The sequence below is a fragment of the Pseudomonas sp. AN-B15 genome (genome assembly GCF_019056475.1).
Lineage (GTDB): Bacteria > Pseudomonadota > Gammaproteobacteria > Pseudomonadales > Pseudomonadaceae > Aquipseudomonas > Aquipseudomonas parakoreensis.
Genome location: NZ_CP049737.1, coordinates 4792883 through 4810362 on the forward strand (window position 1 = coordinate 4792883; position 17480 = coordinate 4810362).

Sequence of the window (17480 nt, forward strand, 5' to 3'; positions counted from 1 at the left end):
ATATTGAAGAAACCCAACCAACATCAATTGCGCCCCAATCTAACCTCACGCAAACATCAACAAGAAACGCCGACTTACAAGCAATAAAATTCTGCAAAATCCAGTATTTCGAGTATTCCTCTCAATTTTTTTCGACTGCTTGCCATCCTCTCCCCTCGCGGTTAGGGTTGAAGGCATGAAAACCTCTCACACCCTTATTCAGCTTCGCCAGCACCGCAGTCTGTGCCTCGTCAGCGCACGACTGCCGGGCTGAATCGCTGCGCCTCGTCCCAAGCGTTTTCCCGAACATTCGTTCCACCGGCAGGCCGCCTCTTTTCGGCCCAGACAATAAGGAATTTCCCGATGAGCATGCTCAAAGACCCGTCTTCGAAATACCGCGCGTTTCCCGTCATCAACTTGCCGGATCGCACTTGGCCGTCGAAAACCATCGACGCTGCGCCGATCTGGTGCAGCTCCGACCTGCGTGACGGTAACCAGTCGTTGATCGAGCCAATGGACGCGGTGAAAAAGCTGCGCTTCTGGAAAACCCTCGTGCAGGTCGGCGTGAAGGAAATCGAAGCCTCGTTCCCGGCCGCTTCGCAGACCGACTTCGACTTCGTGCGTACCCTGATCGAAGAAGGCCACATCCCGGACGACACCACCATTCAGGTGCTGACCCAGGGCCGTGAAGACTTGATCGAGCGCACCTTCGAATCCCTGCGCGGGGCGAAGAAAGCCATCGTTCACCTGTACAACGCCACCTCGCCGTCTTTCCGTCGTATCGTCTTCAACCAGGACAAGGACGGCATCAAGGCCATCGCAGTGAATGCCGCCAAGCTGTTCGTCAAATACGCGGCGATGCAGCCGGACACCGAGTGGACCTTCGAATACTCGCCGGAAACCTTCAGCGCCACCGAGCTGGAGTTTGCCAAGGAAGTCTGTGACGCGGTGATCGAGGTCTGGAACCCGACGCCTGAGCACAAGATGATCCTCAACCTGCCAGCCACCGTTGAATGCGCGACGCCGAACGTCTACGCCGACCAGATCGAATGGTTCGGCCGCAACATCAACCGTCGTGACAGCGTGATCATCAGCCTGCACACCCACAACGACCGTGGCACCGGCGTCGCCGCCACCGAGCTGGGCCTGATGGCCGGCGCGGATCGCGTCGAAGGCTGCCTGTTCGGCAACGGCGAGCGCACCGGTAACGTCGACCTCGTTACTGTCGCACTGAACATGTACACCCAGGGCGTTGACCCTGAGCTGGACTTCTCCGACATCGACGGCGTGCGCAAAGTCGTCGAAGAGTGCAACCAGATTCAGGTGCACCCGCGTCACCCGTACGTCGGCGATCTGGTCCACACCGCATTCTCCGGCTCGCACCAGGACGCGATCCGCAAGGGCTTCGCCCAGCAGAAACCGGATACCCTGTGGGAAGTTCCATACCTGCCGATCGACCCGGCCGACATCGGTCGCAGCTACGAAGCGGTGATCCGCGTCAACAGCCAGTCGGGCAAGGGCGGCATCGCCTACTTGCTGGAGCAGGAATACGGCATCAGCCTGCCACGTCGCATGCAGATCGAGTTCAGCCAGGTGGTGCAGCGTGAAACCGACCGCCTCGGCCTGGAGATGACCGCCAAGCAGATCCACTCGCTGTTGATCAGCGAATACCTGCAAGCCAACACGCCTTACGCGCTGGTCAGCCATCGCCTGCAGGAAGAAAACGGTAACAGTGCCGTTGAAGTGGAAGTGGCGAGCAAGGGTCAGGGCGAAACCAACCTGCACTGGCGCGGCAAGGGCAACGGTGCACTGGAAGCCCTGGTGGCCGGTCTGCCAATCCCGGTGGAAATCATGGACTACAACGAACACGCGATCGGCGCGGGCACCAACGCCAAGGCAGCGGCTTACATCGAGCTGCGTGTGAACGGTGAACGTGCGGTGCACGGCGTGGGTATCGATGAAAACATCACCACCGCCAGCTTCAAGGCGCTGTTCAGTGCCCTGAACCGCTCGCTGAGCCAGCCTGAGGCGAAAGCAGCTTAAGCCTTCGCTGACATGCAAAAGGCCCCGGAGTGTGAACTCTGGGGCCTTTTTGTTTAGATCAAAAGATCGCAGCCTTCGGCAGCTCCTACAGGATGTACGCCGTCCCGATGTAGGAGCTGCCGCAGGCTGCGATCTTTGGCTTTTCAGGTGAACTCGAAGGTATCCGCATCCAGATTCGCCGGAAAGCGCTCGCGATACGCCGCCAGTGGCGCCGCTTCCAGCACCGCTTTGAACACGCCGTCTGCCTCCCCCGCCGCCAGCAAGGTCTCGCCCTGGAAATCCAGCACCTGACTGTCGCCGGTATAGGCAAAGCCCTTGCCGTCGGTGCCGATCCGGTTCACCGCCGCCACGTAGCACAGGTTTTCAATCGCCCGCGCCGGCAGCAAGCGGTTCCAGTGCAGACGCCGTGCGCCCGGCCAGTTGGCGGTGTACAGCAGCAGATCGGTGTCCTGCGCATCGCGACTCCACACCGGGAAACGCAGGTCGTAGCAAATCAGCGGCCGAATCCGCCAGCCCTTGAGTTCGAACTGCACCTGACGCTCGCCGGGCGTGTAGTGATTGTGCTCACCCGCCATACGGAACAGGTGGCGCTTGTCGTAATGCCAGACTTCGCCGTCCGGGCGTGCCCACAGCAGGCGATTGCGATGGCTGCCATCCGCCGCCTGAATGATCACGCTGCCGGTGATCACTGCATTGAGCTTCGCGGCCTGCGCCTTCATCCATTTGCGGGTCGGGCCATGCTCGGCTTCGGCGAGGGTCTCCGACGCCATGGAGAAACCGGTGGTGAACATCTCCGGCAGGATGATCAGGTCGGCGCCTCGGGCCTGCTCCAGCAGCACGTCGAAGTGCTCAAGGTTGGCCTGACGGTCATGCCAGGCGAGGCTGGTCTGGATCAGCGCCAGATTGAGATCGGGCAACGCACTCAGATCACGCATAGTTTTGCCGCTGCCTCGCGCAGCGTCTCCTCGCGTTTGGCAAAGCACAGGCGCACCAGGCGCTGGCCTTGCGGTGGATCCTGATAGAACACCGACACCGGAATGCTCGCCACGCCATGTTTGCGGGTCATCCAGATCGCCATATCGACGTCGTTCAAATCAGGGCGAATCTGCGAGTAATCAACCAGTTGGAAATACGTGCCGGTGACGCGGGTGAAGGTGAAACGCGACGGCGCCAGCAAATCGCAGAACAGGTCGCGCTTGGCCTGATAGAAACGCGGCAGCTCTTCGACGTGTTCCGGGTGCTCGGCCATGTAGTCGGCCAGGGCGTATTGCAGCGGTGTCACGCCGCAGAAACTGACGTACTGGTGCACCTTGCGCAGCTCGGCGGTCAGCGCCGGGGGCGCAACCACGTAGCCGGTTTTCCAGCCGGTGACGTGGTAGGTCTTGCCGAACGAGCTGACCACAAACGCACGCTGATACAACTCTTCGTGGGCCAACACACTGACATGCGGCACGCCGTCGAACACCAGGTGTTCGTAGACTTCATCGCTGATCAGGTAGATGTCGCGCCCGCGGATCAACTCTGCCAGTTGATCCAGTTCGGCACGGCTGATCAGTGCGCCGCTCGGGTTGTGTGGGGTATTGATGACGATCATTTTCGTGCGCGTGCTGAGGGCCGCGGCGAGTTTGTCGAAATCGATGGAGAAATCATCCGGGTTCAGTTGCACATGCACGCAGCGACCACCCGCCAACTGCGTCGCCGGTTCGTAGCTGTCGTAGCACGGGTCGAACACGATGACTTCGTCGCCGCTGTGGATAACCGCCTGAATCGCACAGAAGATCGCCTGGGTTGCGCCCGGCGTGACGGTCACTTCGCTGTCGGCATCGACTTTCACGCCGTAACTGCGCGCGATCTTCGCCGCGATCTGCTCGCGCAGCGCCGGCAGGCCGGTCATCGGTGAATACTGGTTGTGGCCGCTGGCGATATGCCGACCGACCGCGTCACGCAGGGATTGCGGGCCGTCGAAGTCAGGGAAACCCTGGGACAGGTTGATCGCTCCGGTCTGCGCCGCGAGCTGAGACATCTGCGTGAAAATAGTGATGCCGACGTTCGGCAACTTACTGGTGATCATCGAGGGGTTCCCTGCTCTACACCCGGCTCTGACGGCGGCGCGGGAGAGCCCGAGAATAGCCCATCCGGCGCCCATAAAAAAAGGGCGCTCAACTGAGCACCCTCTTTATCGCCGGACCTGTAGGAGCTGCCGCAGGCTGCGATCTTTTGATCTTGCCTTCAAAGCAAAGTCAAAAGATCGCAGGCTTCGCCAGCTCCTACAGAAGCGGTTGAGCATTCCCACGAAATTGTGGGAACAATCAAATTGATCACTTCTTGTCGCGACGTTTCTTGCTGGCTTTCTTGTTGTGCGACATCAAGCGGCGCTTCTTGTTGACCTGACGGTCGGTCAGCGTGTTCTTGTTGCCTTCGTACGGGTTCTCGCCGCCCTTGAACTCGATGCGGATCGGCGTACCGACCAGCTTCAGCACTCGGCGGTAAGTGTTTTCCAGATAGCGCACATACGACTTCGGCACTTTCTCGATCTGGTTACCGTGGATCACGATGATCGGCGGGTTTGCGCCACCCAGGTGAGCGTAACGCAGCTTGATCCGGCGGCTGTTGACCATCGGCGGCTGGTGCTCGCTGACCGCGTCTTCGAGAATCTGCGTCAGGCGGCTGGTCGGCCAGCGGGTCACCGCGGACTTGAACGAGTTTTGCACCGAGGCGTAGAGGTTGCCCACGCCTGTACCGTGCAATGCCGAAATGAAGTGGATGTCGGCGAAGTCGACGAAGAACAGACGACGTTGCAGCTCGACCTTGACGAAGTCGCGCTCGCTCGGGGTCATGCCGTCCCATTTGTTGATCGCGATCACCAGCGCACGACCGGCTTCAAGGGCAAAGCCCAGCAGGTTGAGGTCGTGATCGACCACACCTTCGCGGGCGTCCATCACGAAGATCACCACGTTGGCGTCTTTGATCGCCTGCAGGGTTTTGACCACGGAGAATTTTTCGACTTCTTCGTGGATCTTGCCGCGCTTGCGCACACCGGCGGTGTCGATCAGCGTGTACTTCTCGTCGTTACGCTCGAACGGGATGTAGATACTGTCGCGGGTGGTGCCGGGCTGGTCATAGACGATGACCCGGTCTTCACCGAGCATGCGGTTGACCAGCGTCGACTTGCCGACGTTCGGACGACCAATGATGGCGATCTTGATCCCGTCTTTTTCGCTCGGGCCAGGAATGCGCTTGGCTTCCTCGCCTTCGGCAACGATCTCTTCTTCTTCGCCTTCCTGCGGCTCGTCTTCATCACGCGGGAAATCGCTCAGTGCCGCTTCCAGCAGTTGAGTGATACCACGGCCATGAGCACCGGCGATCGGGATCGCGTGGCCCATGCCCAGCGGGGCGAATTCAGCGCGGGCCATTTCCGGGTCGATGTTGTCGACCTTGTTGGCGACCACGTGGGAACGCTTGTTACGCTTGCGCAAGTGTTCGGCGATCATCTGGTCGGCGGCGGTAAAACCGGCCTTGGCATCTACCAGGAACAGCACAACATCCGCTTCTTCAATGGCCAGCAGCGACTGCTCGGCCATTTTTTCGTCCATACCATGTTCGTCACCGGAGATACCGCCGGTGTCGATCAGAATGTAGGAACGCCCTTGCCACTTGGCCTCACCGTACTGGCGATCACGGGTCAGACCGGACAAGTCGCCGACGATGGCGTCGCGAGTCCTGGTCAGGCGGTTGAACAAGGTGGATTTGCCGACGTTCGGTCGGCCCACCAGGGCGATTACGGGAACCATGCGGCTCTCCACTTCGTTATTTCAGAAAATACAAAAGCCGCTGCGAGGCAGCGGCTGGTGCTCGGGGCAACGCCGGTTAGCGCTGCAAGCCCCGGAAATCCGGGGCCGCTTGGGGGTTAACCCCAAGCATAGTTGTTACTTGATGGTCAGGGCTTCCAGTTTGCCGCTGTTGCCATACACATAGATCGTGTTGCCCACCACCAGCGGACGGGCACGCAGGCCGTCACTGTCGATACGCTCACGACCCACAAAACGACCGTCCACCTGGCTCAACAGGTGCAGGTAACCTTCCAGGTCACCGACGGCTACGTAACTGGAGAACACTTCCGGCGCCGACAGCTGGCGGCGAGCCAGCGAGTCGTTGCTCCACAGCGCAGTGGTCGAACGCTCGTCAACGCCTTCAACGGTGCCCGAAGACAGGCTCACGTAAACGTTGCCGAAACCCTGGGCAACACCGGCATAGCTCGATGCATCGCGCTGCCAGAGTTGACGGCCACTTTGCAGATCGAGTGCCGCGACGCGGCCCTGATAGCTGGCGACGTAAAGGGTTTCACCGGACAGCAGCAGACCGCCGTCGATGTCGACCACGCGCTCCAGTTCGGAACGACCGGTTGGAATCGCAACGCGCTGCTCCCAGACCGGCACGCCGTTGGAAATGTCCAGGGCAACCACTTTACCGGTCGACAGGCCAGCCACCGCGAGGCGGTTGGTCACAACGGGTGCGCTGGTGCCGCGCAGGGTCAGGACCGCAGGGGTACTGTCGTAAGTCCAGCGACGGTCGCCAGTGGCAGCGTCCAGGCCGATCAGACGATCGTCCTGAGTCTGCACCACGACAACGTCACCGTTGTTGGCCGGCGGCGCGAGGACTTCGCTGGAAACCCGGGCGCGCCACTTCTCTTCGCCGTTGATGGCGTCGAGGGCAACGATTTCACCTTTCAGAGTACCGATCGTGACCAGACCGTAACCCACGCCAACGGCGCCGGAAACAGGCAGCTCAAGATCCTTTTTCCACTTCACGTCGCCATTGCCGCGATCCATGGCCATAACAATGCCAGTCACATCGGCCGCGTAGATGGTGTCACCATCAATCGCCGGAACCAGCATGTTGTAGGTTTCACCCTGACCGTCACCGATCGAACGGCTCCACTGCTTTTGCAGAACCACTTCTTCCTTGAAGTCGGTCAGCTCGGCCGGTGGCAGTTCTTTTTTGCTGTTGCTGCTGCAACCCGCGGCCAGAATGGCCAGAGCCAGCAATGCTGCATGCTTCCAACGGATCACGTCACGCATCCCCTTTGGCCAGGTCGTCGAGCTTGATTTGAAGGCCACCGACTGCCGCTTCATCCGACAGTGCCGCCTTGGCTTTTTGATACGCGGTGTTCGCCTCGTCGGTACGACCCAACTGAACCAGCAAGTCACCCTTGAGTTCTTCGCGAGTGGCCAGGAACGCCTTGTCGGCATCGCCGTCGAGCAGTTTCAGGGCTTCATCAGCCTTGTTCTGCGCACCCAGCACCTGCGCCAGACGCTGACGGGCGATTTCGCCCAGCGCCGGGTTGGCCGGTTTGGCAACGATGGCCTTGAGTTCGGTGGCGGCGTCGTCCAGCTTGCCGCTGTCGACCGCTACCTTGGCCACGAACAAGCTGCCGTACTGTGCGTACGCGGTGCCGCCGAATTCGCTGTTGAGTTTGCCGGCCAGGTCCGCAACGCGGGCAGCGTCAGGCTTGCCGTCCGGGGTCAGCGTGGTTTCCAGCAGTTGCTGATAGAGCACCGAGGCGCCTTGCGCCTGGTTGCTCTGATACTTGTGAAAAGCCTGCCAGCCGAACACGATGACCAGCGCCAACAGGCCGCCGGTGACCAGAGGTTTGCCGTTGCGTGTCCACCAGTCCTTCAAATCCGCCAACTGTTCGTCTTCGGTACTCGACACCCCAATACTCCTTAATCGCTAAATCGGCTGTTTGGACAGCTTCAACCCTGCACGACGCAGGTGGCCAGGTGAGCGGCAAGCGCATCCCAGGCAATGCTTTGTTGTTCGCCCTGGCCACGCAGGGGTTTGAAACCTACCACTTGCTGGGCCATTTCGTCGTCACCCAGGATCAGTGCATACAGCGCACCGCTCTTGTCGGCTTTCTTGAACTGGCTTTTGAAGCTGCCGGCGCCGGCATTGACTTGCAGACGCAGGTTTGGAAGCTGGTCACGTACCCGCTCGGCCAGGGCCAGGCCGGCCAGTTCGGCCTGCTCGCCAAAGGCGCAGAGGTAGACGTCGACCTGACGGGAGATTTCTTCCGGGATCTGCTCCAGGGTTTCGAGCATCAACACCAGACGCTCGATGCCCATGGCGAAACCGACGCCTGCGGTCGGCTTGCCGCCCATCTGCTCGACCAGACCGTCGTAACGACCGCCCGCGCAGACAGTGCCTTGGGCGCCGAGCTTGTCGGTGACCCATTCGAATACGGTTTTGCTGTAGTAATCGAGGCCGCGTACCAGTTTCGGGTTGAGCACGTACGGGATGCCAACCGCGTCCAGACGCGCCTTCAGACCTTCGAAGTGCGCACGGGATTCGTCGTCCAGGTAGTCGGCCATTTTCGGCGCATCGACCAATACCGCCTGAGTGTCGGCATTTTTGGTGTCGAGCACGCGCAGCGGGTTGGTTTTCAGGCGACGTTGGCTGTCTTCGTCGAGCTTATCGTGGTGCGCCGAGAGGTACTCGACCAGCGCTTCACGATAGCGACCACGGGACTCGCTGGTCCCCAGGCTGTTGAGTTCGAGCTTGACCGCATCACGGATACCCAGCTCGCCCCACAGGCGCCAGGTCATGATGATCAGCTCGGCATCGATGTCCGGGCCGTCGAGGTTGAACACTTCCAGACCGATCTGGTGGAACTGGCGATAACGGCCTTTCTGCGGACGCTCGTGACGGAACATCGGGCCGATGTACCAAAGCTTCTGCACCTGGCCACCACCGGTGATGCCGTGCTCGAGCACCGCACGCACACACGCTGCAGTGCCTTCCGGACGCAGGGTCAGGGAGTCGCCGTTGCGATCTTCGAAGGTGTACATCTCTTTTTCGACGATGTCGGTCACTTCACCGATCGAGCGCTTGAACAGCTCAGTGAATTCGACAATCGGCATGCGGATCTGCTTGTAACCGTAGTTATCCAGCAGACGCGCGACTGTACCCTCGAAATAACGCCACAGCGGGGTCTGTTCGGGCAGGATGTCGTTCATGCCACGAATGGCTTGCAGAGACTTGCTCACTTTAAATCCTTAAATTCGTTCGGCGCTTCAGTCAGGTCAGCCGCGCGCGATGACCGCTGCGTCAGCTTCGACCTTCTCGGCCGCTTTCTCGCGGATCAGCTTTTCCAGCTCGTCCACCAGATTGTCATTCGTCAGTTTCTGCGACGGCTTGCCGTCGATGTAAATCAGGTTTGGCGTACCGCCGGTCAAGCCGATATGGGCTTCCTTGGCTTCGCCGGGGCCGTTGACCACGCAACCGATCACCGCGACATCCAGCGGCACCAGCAGGTCTTCAAGGCGCCCTTCCAGCTCGTTCATGGTCTTGACCACATCGAAGTTCTGCCGCGAGCAACTCGGGCAGGCGATGAAGTTGATGCCACGGGAACGCAGATGCAAAGACTTGAGAATGTCGTAACCGACCTTCACTTCCTCGACCGGATCGGCCGCCAGCGAGATGCGGATAGTATCGCCAATCCCCTCGGCGAGCAGCATACCTAGGCCCACGGCGGATTTCACTGTGCCCGAACGCAAACCACCGGCTTCGGTGATGCCCAGGTGCAGCGGCTGGACGATTTCCTTGGCCAGCAGACGGTAGGCTTCAACGGCCATGAACACATCGGAGGCTTTCACACTGACCTTGAAGTCCTGGAAATTCAGGCGTTCGAGGTGCTCGACGTGACGCAGCGCGGACTCGACCAGTGCAGCCGGAGTCGGTTCGCCGTATTTCTTCTGCAGGTCTTTTTCCAGGGAGCCGGCGTTGACGCCGATACGGATCGGAATCCCGCGGTCACGGGCGGCATCGACCACCGCGCGCACCCGGTCTTCACGACCGATGTTGCCCGGGTTGATGCGCAGGCAGTCCACACCGAGTTCGGCGACGCGCAGCGCGATCTTGTAGTCGAAGTGGATGTCGGCAACCAGCGGCACCTTGACCAGTTGCTTGATCTTGCCAAACGCCTCAGCGGCGTCCATGTCCGGTACCGAAACGCGGACGATGTCGACGCCGGCCGCTTCCAGACGATTGATCTGGGCAACGGTGGCCGCCACATCATTGGTGTCGCTGTTGGTCATGCTCTGCACAGCGATGGGCGCATCGCCGCCGACAGGCACGTTACCGACCCAGATCTTGCGCGAAACGCGACGTTTGATTGGAGATTCGCCGTGCATGACTTATTGACCCAACTTCAGGCGAGCAGTCTCGCCACTGGTGAACGGAGCGATATCGACCGGTTGGCCGTTGTAGCTGACCTGTGCGGCACGAGCCACACCCAGGCGTACCGCCAGTGGCGGCTTGCCGGAAACCGAGACGCTGTCGCCTTTGTGTTTCAGACCGCTGAACAATACCTTGCCGCGACCGTCGGTGACCTGTGCCCAGCAATCGGCGCTGAACTGCAATTGTACCTGGCCATCGCCGGCCGCCGGAGCAGCCGCTTCTGCGGTTGGCGCTGGAGTGGCCGCCACCACTGGCGCAGTCACGGTCGGTGCCGGAGCAGCCGGAACGTTCGGTGCAGGTGTAGCCGGAGTGGCAACCACCGGAGCCGGAGTATGAGCCGGGGCGGCCGGCGTTACGGCCGGTGCTGCTGGTGCCGCGGCCGGAGCGGCAGGCTCGGCACCGGTCGATTCAGCGGTGGTTTCCGACTGTGGCAGCGCCAGAGCGGTCGCGCCCTCGGACTGACCTTCGGCCACGGCCTGGTCTTCCGGCTCGTCGATCGGGTGAATCTGCGTGGTGCCGTCGGCGCCTTCGACTTCAACGTGCTCCGGGGCGAGGCTGGTCAAATCCTTGGTGCGCAGCGAGGTCTGATCCTGCCACCAGACGAAACCGCCGCCGATGACCGCAATCAGCAACAGCAGGCTGACGATCCGCAAAATGGTGTGGGACACCCGCACCGGCTCTTCAATACGACCCAATGCATGCACATTGCTGCCTTGTGAGTCGGTGCCAGTGGACTGGTCGAACTGCTGGACCAGAACGGTCTGGTCCATGCCGAGCAATTTGGCATAAGCGCGAATGTAACCGCGAGCGAAAGTATGCCCCGGCAGCTTGTCGAAAGCGCCAGCCTCAAGATTGCTCAGGGAAGTCACGGTGAGGTTGAGCTTGAGGGCCACTTCGGCCAGCGACCAGCCATTGCTTTCGCGTGCCTGGCGCAAGGTCTCACCGGGATTAACGCGAGTCGCTGCTACAACTTCGGGATGCGCCGCTTTCATCATTGCTCCGACAGGTATTGCTGATATTCCGGCGTACCGGGATAGAGTCGTTTTAATTGCAGGCCGTAACTGGCGGCCTTGTCGCGATCTTCAAACACTTTTGCCAGCCGAACGCCGAGCAATAGACTACGTGCATTTTGCTCGGTTAGCAGGCTGAAACGGTCGTAATAATCACGCGCGGGCACATAATGCCTGTCTTCGAAGGACAACTCAGCCATTTCCAGCAAAGCGCGCGGTTGTTGACGGTTCAGCCGCAGGGCTTTTTCCAGTTGCTGTTGTGCCAGATCCCGCTGCCCGAGCTTCGAGGCGGTCATGCCGAGGTTCTCGAACACCCGCGAACGCTCAGGATACAGGGTATCGGCGGCTGCCTGCTCAAAACGCTCGTAGGCTTCCTTGTAACGCTGTTCTTCGTAGAGAAAACTGCCGTAGTTATTGAGGATTCGTGCATCGGCGGGACGCGAGGACAGGGCTTTGCGGAAATGCTCATCGGCCAGTTTCGGCTCCATTTCGGCCTGGAACACCAGCCCGAGGGCAGCATTGGCATCAGCATCGGAGCCGTCCAGCTCCAGCGCCTTCTTCAGCGGCACCTTGGCGCGCTCGGTCATCCCTTGCTGCAAGTATCCCAGTCCCAGCTGCACGTAGGCGGCACGCGCTTCGTCGCGGCCCTTGCTGGTCTTCATCGGGTTGTAGTCACCCGACAGGACACAACCAGCACACAGGCTGGCCATCAGCAACAGCAGCGCAAAGCGCAGGGACATAGAGATCCTCTCTTAGTTAGTGTTCGCGGCGTTCTGTGCCAGATCGCTGTCGGCGCTCAACTCGCGCACGGCGATGTAACGTTCGCTGCGACGGGTGCGATCCAGCACCTGCCCTACCAATTGACCACATGCGGCGTCGATGTCTTCACCACGGGTGGTGCGGACAGTGACGTTAAAGCCGGCCTGATGCAACTGATCCTGGAACCGACGAATGGCATTGTTGCTCGGCCGCTCGTAACCGGAGTGCGGGAACGGGTTGAACGGAATCAGGTTGATCTTGCACGGAATGTCTTTGAGCAACTCGATCATTTCCACCGCGTGCTCAAGCTTGTCGTTGACGTCCTTGAGCAAGGTGTACTCGATGGTCAGCACACGTTTCTCGCCCAGGGCGGACATGTAGCGCTGGCACGACTCGAGCAGCATCTTAAGCGGATATTTCTTGTTGATCGGCACCAATTGGTTACGCAATGCGTCATTCGGTGCGTGCAGGGACAACGCCAGGGAGACGTCGATGTGCTTGGCCAGCTCATCGATCATCGGCACCACGCCGGAGGTGGACAGGGTCACGCGGCGCTTGGAGATCCCGTAGCCCAGGTCATCCATCATCAGATGCATGGCGGCCACGACGTTGTCGAAGTTCAGCAGCGGTTCGCCCATGCCCATCATCACCACGTTGGTGATGGCGCGGTCGATGGTAGCCGGAACACTGCCGAAGGATTTGTTGGCAATCCACACCTGACCGATGACTTCGGCGGCGGTGAGGTTGCTGTTGAAGCCTTGCTTGCCGGTGGAGCAGAAACTGCAGTCCAGGGCACAGCCTGCCTGGGACGAAACGCACAGCGTGCCGCGTTTGCCCTGGGGAATGTACACGGTCTCGACACAGCTGCCGGACGCCACGCGCACCACCCACTTGCGGGTGCCGTCGCTGGAAATGTCCTCGCTGACCACTTCGGGACCACGGACCTCAGCAACAGCCTTGAGCTTTTCGCGCAAGGCCTTGCTGACGTTCGTCATGGCGTCGAAATCATCGACACCAAAGTGGTGAATCCATTTCATTACCTGACCGGCACGGAAACGCTTCTCCCCGATTGAGTCGAAGAATTTTTCCATTTCCGGCTGGGTCAGACCCAGCAGGTTTGTTTTCACAGTCGATGTCGTCATGGATTCACCTTCACTCTTTAAGCAATGCTTAGCGAGTGGTTACTTCAGTAGCTGCGAAGAAGTACGAGATTTCGCGAGCAGCAGCGGCTTCGGAGTCCGAACCGTGAACGGCGTTGGCGTCGATCGACTCGGCGAAGTCAGCACGGATGGTGCCGGCAGCAGCTTCTTTAGGGTTGGTAGCGCCCATCAGCTCACGGTTGCGAGCGATAGCGTTTTCGCCTTCCAGAACCTGAACAACCACGGGACCGGAGATCATGAAAGCAACCAGGTCACCGAAGAAACCGCGCTCTTTGTGCTCAGCGTAGAAGCCTTCAGCTTCGGCTTTGGACAGCTGCTTCATTTTCGAAGCAACCACTTTCAGACCAGCCTTTTCGAAACGGGTAACGATTTCGCCGGCAGCGCCTTTAGCAACGGCGTCAGGCTTGATGATGGAGAAAGTACGTTGAACAGCCATGGTGTAACTCCAGAAACAGTAATTTGCGAAAAATTAAACCCGCGAATTATACGCGGGTTCTTGGGTATTGCCTAACCTGCGGGGAGGATCAGTCCAATTCTGCGGCCCAGAGCTCCTGAACCGCCTCGAGCACCTTCTCGCCGACCCGGCCAGAAGTGCTGTCGAAATCCGGCAGCTCAAGAATCATCTGCTGCAGACGGACAAAACCTACAGAGTACGGATCGAGCCCCTCGTGGGCCTCGGCCAGCTCTTCTGCAATACGTTGAACATCATTCCAACCGTAGCTCATGACAGTCTTACCAGTCAGTGCGGCGCTTCGGCCGCATGGTTAAGCGAATATTTTGGAATCTCGACGGTGAGATCTTCTTCACCGACGATCGCCTGACAGGCCAGGCGCGATTGCGCTTCCAGACCCCAGGCACGATCAAGGAAGTCTTCTTCCAGTTCGTCGGCCTCTTCCAGCGAGTCGAAACCCTCGCGAATGATGCAGTGGCAAGTGGTGCAGGCGCAAACGCCGCCGCAGGCACTTTCCATCTCGATGTGGTGTTCGTGAGCCAGCTCGAGAATCGAAGTGCCAGGCTCGGCCTCGACGACCATCCCTTCAGGGCAGAACTTCTCGTGGGGCAGAAAAATGACCTGCGGCATCAGATATCCTCGATTTCATTCAGGTTGCGCCCCGACAGAGCGGCTTTCACCGTCAGATCCATGCGGCGGGCAGCAAAAGCATCGGTCACTTGCGACAGACGCTTGGTCTGTTGCTCGATGGCGTAACCATCGGTGCCTTTCATCAGTTCGGCCAGTTCCTGCATCTGCAACTCGATGACCATGCGCTCTTCGGCGTCGAGCAAGCGCTCGCCATCGGCCTCCAGAGCGCCCTGCACCGCCTCGATCAGACGCTGGGCATCAACTTGCTGCTCGCGCAGGACGCGGGCGACCTTGTCGTCGTTGGCGTGCTGGAACGAGTCCTTGAGCATCTTGGCGATTTCACCGTCGGTCAGGCCGTAGGACGGCTTGACCTGAATGCTCGCTTCAACGCCCGAACCCAGTTCACGGGCAGACACGCTGAGCAGACCGTCGGCATCGACCTGGAAGGTCACGCGAATCTTCGCCGCGCCAGCCACCATCGCCGGAATGCCGCGCAGTTCGAAGCGCGCCAGGGAGCGGCAGTCGCTGATCAGCTCGCGCTCACCCTGCAGCACATGGATCGCCATGGCCGACTGACCATCTTTATACGTGGTGAAATCCTGCGCGCGAGCCACCGGAATGGTGGTGTTGCGCGGAATCACCTTCTCCATCAGCCCGCCCATGGTTTCCAGCCCCAGGGACAGTGGAATCACGTCGAGCAGCAGCAGTTCGCCGCCATCGCGCTTGTTGCCAGCCAGCGTATCCGCCTGGATCGCGGCCCCGATGGCCACCACTTGATCCGGGTCGATTTCGGTCAATGGCTGACGACCGAAGGCTTCGGCAACCGCCTCGCGAACACGCGGCACACGGGTCGAACCGCCGACCATGACCACGGCATGCACGTCTTCCAGTTCGACACCGGAATCACGCACGGCGCGGCGGCAGGCTTTCAGACTGCGGGCAACCATTGGCTCGATCAGCGCATCGAAGGCTTCGCGGGTCAGCTGCGCTTTCCAGTCACCGTAGGCGACTTCGACGCTGGGCGCATCGGTCAGGGCCTCTTTGGCCGCGCAGGCGGTTTGCAGCAGATTGCGTTGCGCACCCGGGTCGAGATCGGCGGACAAGCCGGCGCTCTCGATGATCCAGCCGGCAATCGCGTGATCGAAGTCGTCGCCGCCCAGCGCGCTGTCGCCGCCAGTGGCCAGCACTTCGAAAACACCGCCAGTCAGACGCAGAATCGAAATATCGAAGGTGCCGCCGCCCAGGTCATAGATTGCGACCAGCCCTTCGGCGTGTTGATCCAGACCATACGCCACTGCCGCAGCAGTCGGCTCGTTGAGCAGGCGCAGCACGTTCAGACCGGCGAGTTTCGCCGCATCCTTGGTGGCCTGACGCTGAGCATCATCGAAATACGCCGGAACGGTAATCACCGCACCGACCAGCTCGCCACCCAAAGTCGCTTCAGCACGCTGACGCAGGACCTTGAGGATGTCGGCGGAGACTTCGACCGGGCTTTTCGGGCCTTGCACGGTGTCGATGAACGGCATGTGCGATTCGCCACCGACAAAGCGGTACGGCAGTTGCTCGCCCAATTGCTTGACGTCGGACAGACCACGGCCCATCAGGCGCTTGACCGACAGCACAGTGTTCAAGGGATCGGAGGACGCGGCCAGCTTGGCCGACTCGCCAACCTCGACGCGGTCGGCGTGATAACGCACGGCGGACGGCAGGATGACCTGCCCGTCAGCGTCGGCCAGTGGTTCGGAAAGACCACTGCGCAACGCAGCGACCAGCGAATTGGTAGTGCCCAAGTCGATCCCCACAGCCAGACGACGCTGGTGCGGTTGAGGACTTTGGCCGGGTTCGGCGATCTGCAGTAGGGCCATCGTGATCAGGACTTATCTGTATATCAGGCGTGCGACCGGAGCGGCACTGGGTTAATCGTCGAGGCGCTCTTCTAACTGGCGCACTTCGTAGGTGAGCTTGTCGAGGAACTGCATGCGCCGCATCAGGCGTTCGGCCTGCTCGCGCTGCGCTGCATCGTCCCAACAGGCTGCGAAGCTTTCGTTCAACTGTTCCTGAGCGACTTTCAAGCGACGCTTGAATACCGCGACACCGTCGAGGTCGGCGCTGTCCTGGAGGTCTTCGAGCTCTTCGCGCCACTGCATCTGCTGCAAGAGAAACTCGGGATCATGCACCGTGACTTCCATCGGCACTTCATGCCCGCTGATGGTCAGCAGGTAGCGTGCGCGCTGGGCAGGACTCTTGAGCGTCTGGTAGGCATCGTTGAGCCGCGCAGACTGCTCGAGCGCCGACCGCTGCTCGCGCTCGGAAGCGTCGGCAAAGCGGTCAGGATGAACACCGCGCGCCAACTCACGATAGCGCGTGGCCAACTGCTCGAGATCCAGGCGGAAGCTCGGTTGCAGCTCGAATAAAGCGAAATGACAAGGAATACCCACGACAAGCCTCAGATGTTGAAGCTTTCGCCGCAGCCACATTCACCGCGGACGTTGGGGTTGTTGAACTTGAAGCCTTCGTTCAACCCTTCCTTGACGAAATCGAGCTCGGTGCCGTCCAGGTAAGCCAGGCTTTTCGGGTCGATGATCACTTTCTCGCCGTGACTTTCGAACACCTGATCCTCGGCAACCACCTCGTCGACAAACTCCAGCACGTAGGCAAGGCCGGAACAGCCTGTGGTGCGAACACCCAGACGAATCCCTTCACCTTTGCCGCGCCCGTCGAGGGAGCGTCGCACGTGTCGAGCAGCCGCTTCTGTCATGCTGATAGCCATCGTTGACTCCTTACTCGTCGCGCAATGCTTAGATCAAGCCTTTCTTCTGCTTGTAGTCGCGAACAGCCGCTTTGATAGCGTCTTCAGCGAGAACCGAGCAGTGGATTTTCACTGGCGGCAGGGCCAGTTCTTCGGCCAGCTGAGTGTTCTTGATGGTCTCGGCTTCGTCCAGCGTCTTGCCCTTCATCCACTCGGTGGCCAGGGAGCTGGAAGCGATTGCCGAACCGCAGCCGTAGGTCTTGAACTTGGCATCTTCGATAACGCCCTGATCGTTGACCTTGATCTGCAGACGCATCACGTCTCCGCACGCCGGAGCGCCAACCATGCCGGTGCCGACATCCGGGTCTTCCGCGTTCATCTTGCCGACGTTGCGCGGGTTTTCGTAGTGGTCGATGACCTTTTCGCTGTAAGCCATGGTGCTTAATCCTCACTCATCAGAGAGT

The 17480-nt window shown here is 60.2% G+C and carries 18 protein-coding genes; 1 reads left to right on the top strand and 17 read right to left on the bottom strand.

Annotated elements, in window-relative coordinates:
* The first annotated feature begins 342 nt into the window (after positions 1-342).
* Complete coding sequence (gene leuA / locus GTQ41_RS21585) at positions 343-2022, top strand: 2-isopropylmalate synthase (RefSeq protein ID WP_027612129.1); 1680 nt, start codon at positions 343-345, stop codon at positions 2020-2022.
* 143 nt (positions 2023-2165) lie between these two features.
* On the opposite strand, the gene GTQ41_RS21590 is transcribed toward leuA, so the two are convergent.
* The 17 genes from GTQ41_RS21590 to iscU all read right to left on the bottom strand — a co-directional run bounded on the left by GTQ41_RS21590 (position 2166) and on the right by iscU (position 17452).
* Positions 2166-2957 carry an amidohydrolase gene (locus GTQ41_RS21590; protein ID WP_047296332.1) on the bottom strand — a complete coding sequence of 264 codons (792 nt, stop codon included), beginning with the start codon at positions 2955-2957 and terminating at the stop codon, positions 2166-2168.
* The gene (locus GTQ41_RS21595; RefSeq protein ID WP_047296333.1) at positions 2945-4093 is read right to left on the bottom strand and encodes a pyridoxal phosphate-dependent aminotransferase; all 1149 of its coding nucleotides are present in this window, start codon (positions 4091-4093) and stop codon (positions 2945-2947) included. The genes GTQ41_RS21590 and GTQ41_RS21595 overlap by 13 nt, the downstream gene beginning before the upstream one ends.
* Before the next feature lie 247 nt (positions 4094-4340).
* Entirely contained in the window at positions 4341-5813 is a 1473-nt protein-coding gene (gene der / locus GTQ41_RS21600; RefSeq protein WP_041071834.1) for a ribosome biogenesis GTPase Der, read from the bottom strand.
* Positions 5814-5948: 135 nt separating this feature from the next.
* Positions 5949-7100 carry an outer membrane protein assembly factor BamB gene (bamB, locus tag GTQ41_RS21605; RefSeq protein ID WP_047296334.1) on the bottom strand — a complete coding sequence of 384 codons (1152 nt, stop codon included), beginning with the start codon at positions 7098-7100 and terminating at the stop codon, positions 5949-5951.
* Entirely contained in the window at positions 7093-7734 is a 642-nt protein-coding gene (locus GTQ41_RS21610) for a tetratricopeptide repeat protein (RefSeq protein ID WP_041071830.1), read from the bottom strand. Before GTQ41_RS21610 ends, bamB begins: the two co-directional genes overlap by 8 nt.
* A 41-nt stretch (positions 7735-7775) precedes the next feature.
* Positions 7776-9065 carry a histidine--tRNA ligase gene (gene hisS / locus GTQ41_RS21615; RefSeq protein WP_003227887.1) on the bottom strand — a complete coding sequence of 430 codons (1290 nt, stop codon included), beginning with the start codon at positions 9063-9065 and terminating at the stop codon, positions 7776-7778.
* A 36-nt stretch (positions 9066-9101) separates the two neighbouring features.
* Positions 9102-10211, bottom strand: a complete 1110-nt coding sequence (ispG, locus tag GTQ41_RS21620) for a flavodoxin-dependent (E)-4-hydroxy-3-methylbut-2-enyl-diphosphate synthase (RefSeq protein ID WP_025109215.1) — start codon at positions 10209-10211, stop codon at positions 9102-9104.
* 3 nt (positions 10212-10214) lie between these two features.
* Positions 10215-11249 carry a RodZ family helix-turn-helix domain-containing protein gene (locus GTQ41_RS21625; protein WP_047296335.1) on the bottom strand — a complete coding sequence of 345 codons (1035 nt, stop codon included), beginning with the start codon at positions 11247-11249 and terminating at the stop codon, positions 10215-10217.
* On the bottom strand, positions 11249-12007 hold the full coding sequence (pilW, locus tag GTQ41_RS21630; RefSeq protein ID WP_047296336.1) for a type IV pilus biogenesis/stability protein PilW: 759 nt from the start codon (positions 12005-12007) through the stop codon (positions 11249-11251). Before pilW ends, GTQ41_RS21625 begins: the two co-directional genes overlap by 1 nt.
* A gap of 12 nt (positions 12008-12019) precedes the next feature.
* Positions 12020-13168, bottom strand: a complete 1149-nt coding sequence (rlmN, locus tag GTQ41_RS21635) for a 23S rRNA (adenine(2503)-C(2))-methyltransferase RlmN (RefSeq protein ID WP_007964428.1) — start codon at positions 13166-13168, stop codon at positions 12020-12022.
* Positions 13169-13196: 28 nt separating this feature from the next.
* A complete protein-coding gene (ndk, locus tag GTQ41_RS21640; RefSeq protein ID WP_003227894.1) occupies positions 13197-13622 on the bottom strand; it encodes a nucleoside-diphosphate kinase in 426 nt (141 codons plus the stop codon).
* Positions 13623-13710: 88 nt separating this feature from the next.
* A complete protein-coding gene (gene iscX, locus GTQ41_RS21645) occupies positions 13711-13911 on the bottom strand; it encodes a Fe-S cluster assembly protein IscX (protein WP_047296339.1) in 201 nt (66 codons plus the stop codon).
* Positions 13912-13925: 14 nt separating this feature from the next.
* On the bottom strand, positions 13926-14267 hold the full coding sequence (gene fdx, locus GTQ41_RS21650; protein WP_041071821.1) for an ISC system 2Fe-2S type ferredoxin: 342 nt from the start codon (positions 14265-14267) through the stop codon (positions 13926-13928).
* On the bottom strand, positions 14267-16132 hold the full coding sequence (hscA, locus tag GTQ41_RS21655) for a Fe-S protein assembly chaperone HscA (protein WP_047296341.1): 1866 nt from the start codon (positions 16130-16132) through the stop codon (positions 14267-14269). The genes fdx and hscA overlap by 1 nt, the downstream gene beginning before the upstream one ends.
* A 51-nt stretch (positions 16133-16183) precedes the next feature.
* Positions 16184-16705 carry a co-chaperone HscB gene (gene hscB / locus GTQ41_RS21660; protein WP_003227901.1) on the bottom strand — a complete coding sequence of 174 codons (522 nt, stop codon included), beginning with the start codon at positions 16703-16705 and terminating at the stop codon, positions 16184-16186.
* 8 nt (positions 16706-16713) lie between these two features.
* A complete protein-coding gene (gene iscA / locus GTQ41_RS21665; protein WP_003227904.1) occupies positions 16714-17037 on the bottom strand; it encodes an iron-sulfur cluster assembly protein IscA in 324 nt (107 codons plus the stop codon).
* Positions 17038-17065: 28 nt separating this feature from the next.
* Positions 17066-17452, bottom strand: coding sequence for a Fe-S cluster assembly scaffold IscU (iscU, locus tag GTQ41_RS21670; RefSeq protein WP_003227907.1), 387 nt, complete (start codon positions 17450-17452; stop codon positions 17066-17068).
* Positions 17453-17480 lie beyond the last annotated feature (28 nt).

What these genes read in the sequence shown, in the direction of transcription:
- leuA (WP_027612129.1), top strand. Translation starts at nt 343, where the DNA reads ATGAGCATGCTCAAAGACCCGTCTTCGAAATACCGCGCGTTTCCCGTC.
- GTQ41_RS21590 (WP_047296332.1), bottom strand. Translation starts at nt 2,957, where the DNA reads ATGCGTGATCTGAGTGCGTTGCCCGATCTCAATCTGGCGCTGATCCAG.
- GTQ41_RS21595 (WP_047296333.1), bottom strand. Translation starts at nt 4,093, where the DNA reads ATGATCACCAGTAAGTTGCCGAACGTCGGCATCACTATTTTCACGCAG.
- der (WP_041071834.1), bottom strand. Translation starts at nt 5,813, where the DNA reads ATGGTTCCCGTAATCGCCCTGGTGGGCCGACCGAACGTCGGCAAATCC.
- bamB (WP_047296334.1), bottom strand. Translation starts at nt 7,100, where the DNA reads ATGCGTGACGTGATCCGTTGGAAGCATGCAGCATTGCTGGCTCTGGCC.
- ispG (WP_025109215.1), bottom strand. Translation starts at nt 10,211, where the DNA reads ATGCACGGCGAATCTCCAATCAAACGTCGCGTTTCGCGCAAGATCTGG.
- GTQ41_RS21625 (WP_047296335.1), bottom strand. Translation starts at nt 11,249, where the DNA reads ATGAAAGCGGCGCATCCCGAAGTTGTAGCAGCGACTCGCGTTAATCCC.
- pilW (WP_047296336.1), bottom strand. Translation starts at nt 12,007, where the DNA reads ATGTCCCTGCGCTTTGCGCTGCTGTTGCTGATGGCCAGCCTGTGTGCT.
- rlmN (WP_007964428.1), bottom strand. Translation starts at nt 13,168, where the DNA reads ATGACGACATCGACTGTGAAAACAAACCTGCTGGGTCTGACCCAGCCG.
- ndk (WP_003227894.1), bottom strand. Translation starts at nt 13,622, where the DNA reads ATGGCTGTTCAACGTACTTTCTCCATCATCAAGCCTGACGCCGTTGCT.
- iscX (WP_047296339.1), bottom strand. Translation starts at nt 13,911, where the DNA reads ATGAGCTACGGTTGGAATGATGTTCAACGTATTGCAGAAGAGCTGGCC.
- fdx (WP_041071821.1), bottom strand. Translation starts at nt 14,267, where the DNA reads ATGCCGCAGGTCATTTTTCTGCCCCACGAGAAGTTCTGCCCTGAAGGG.
- hscA (WP_047296341.1), bottom strand. Translation starts at nt 16,132, where the DNA reads ATGGCCCTACTGCAGATCGCCGAACCCGGCCAAAGTCCTCAACCGCAC.
- iscA (WP_003227904.1), bottom strand. Translation starts at nt 17,037, where the DNA reads ATGGCTATCAGCATGACAGAAGCGGCTGCTCGACACGTGCGACGCTCC.
- iscU (WP_003227907.1), bottom strand. Translation starts at nt 17,452, where the DNA reads ATGGCTTACAGCGAAAAGGTCATCGACCACTACGAAAACCCGCGCAAC.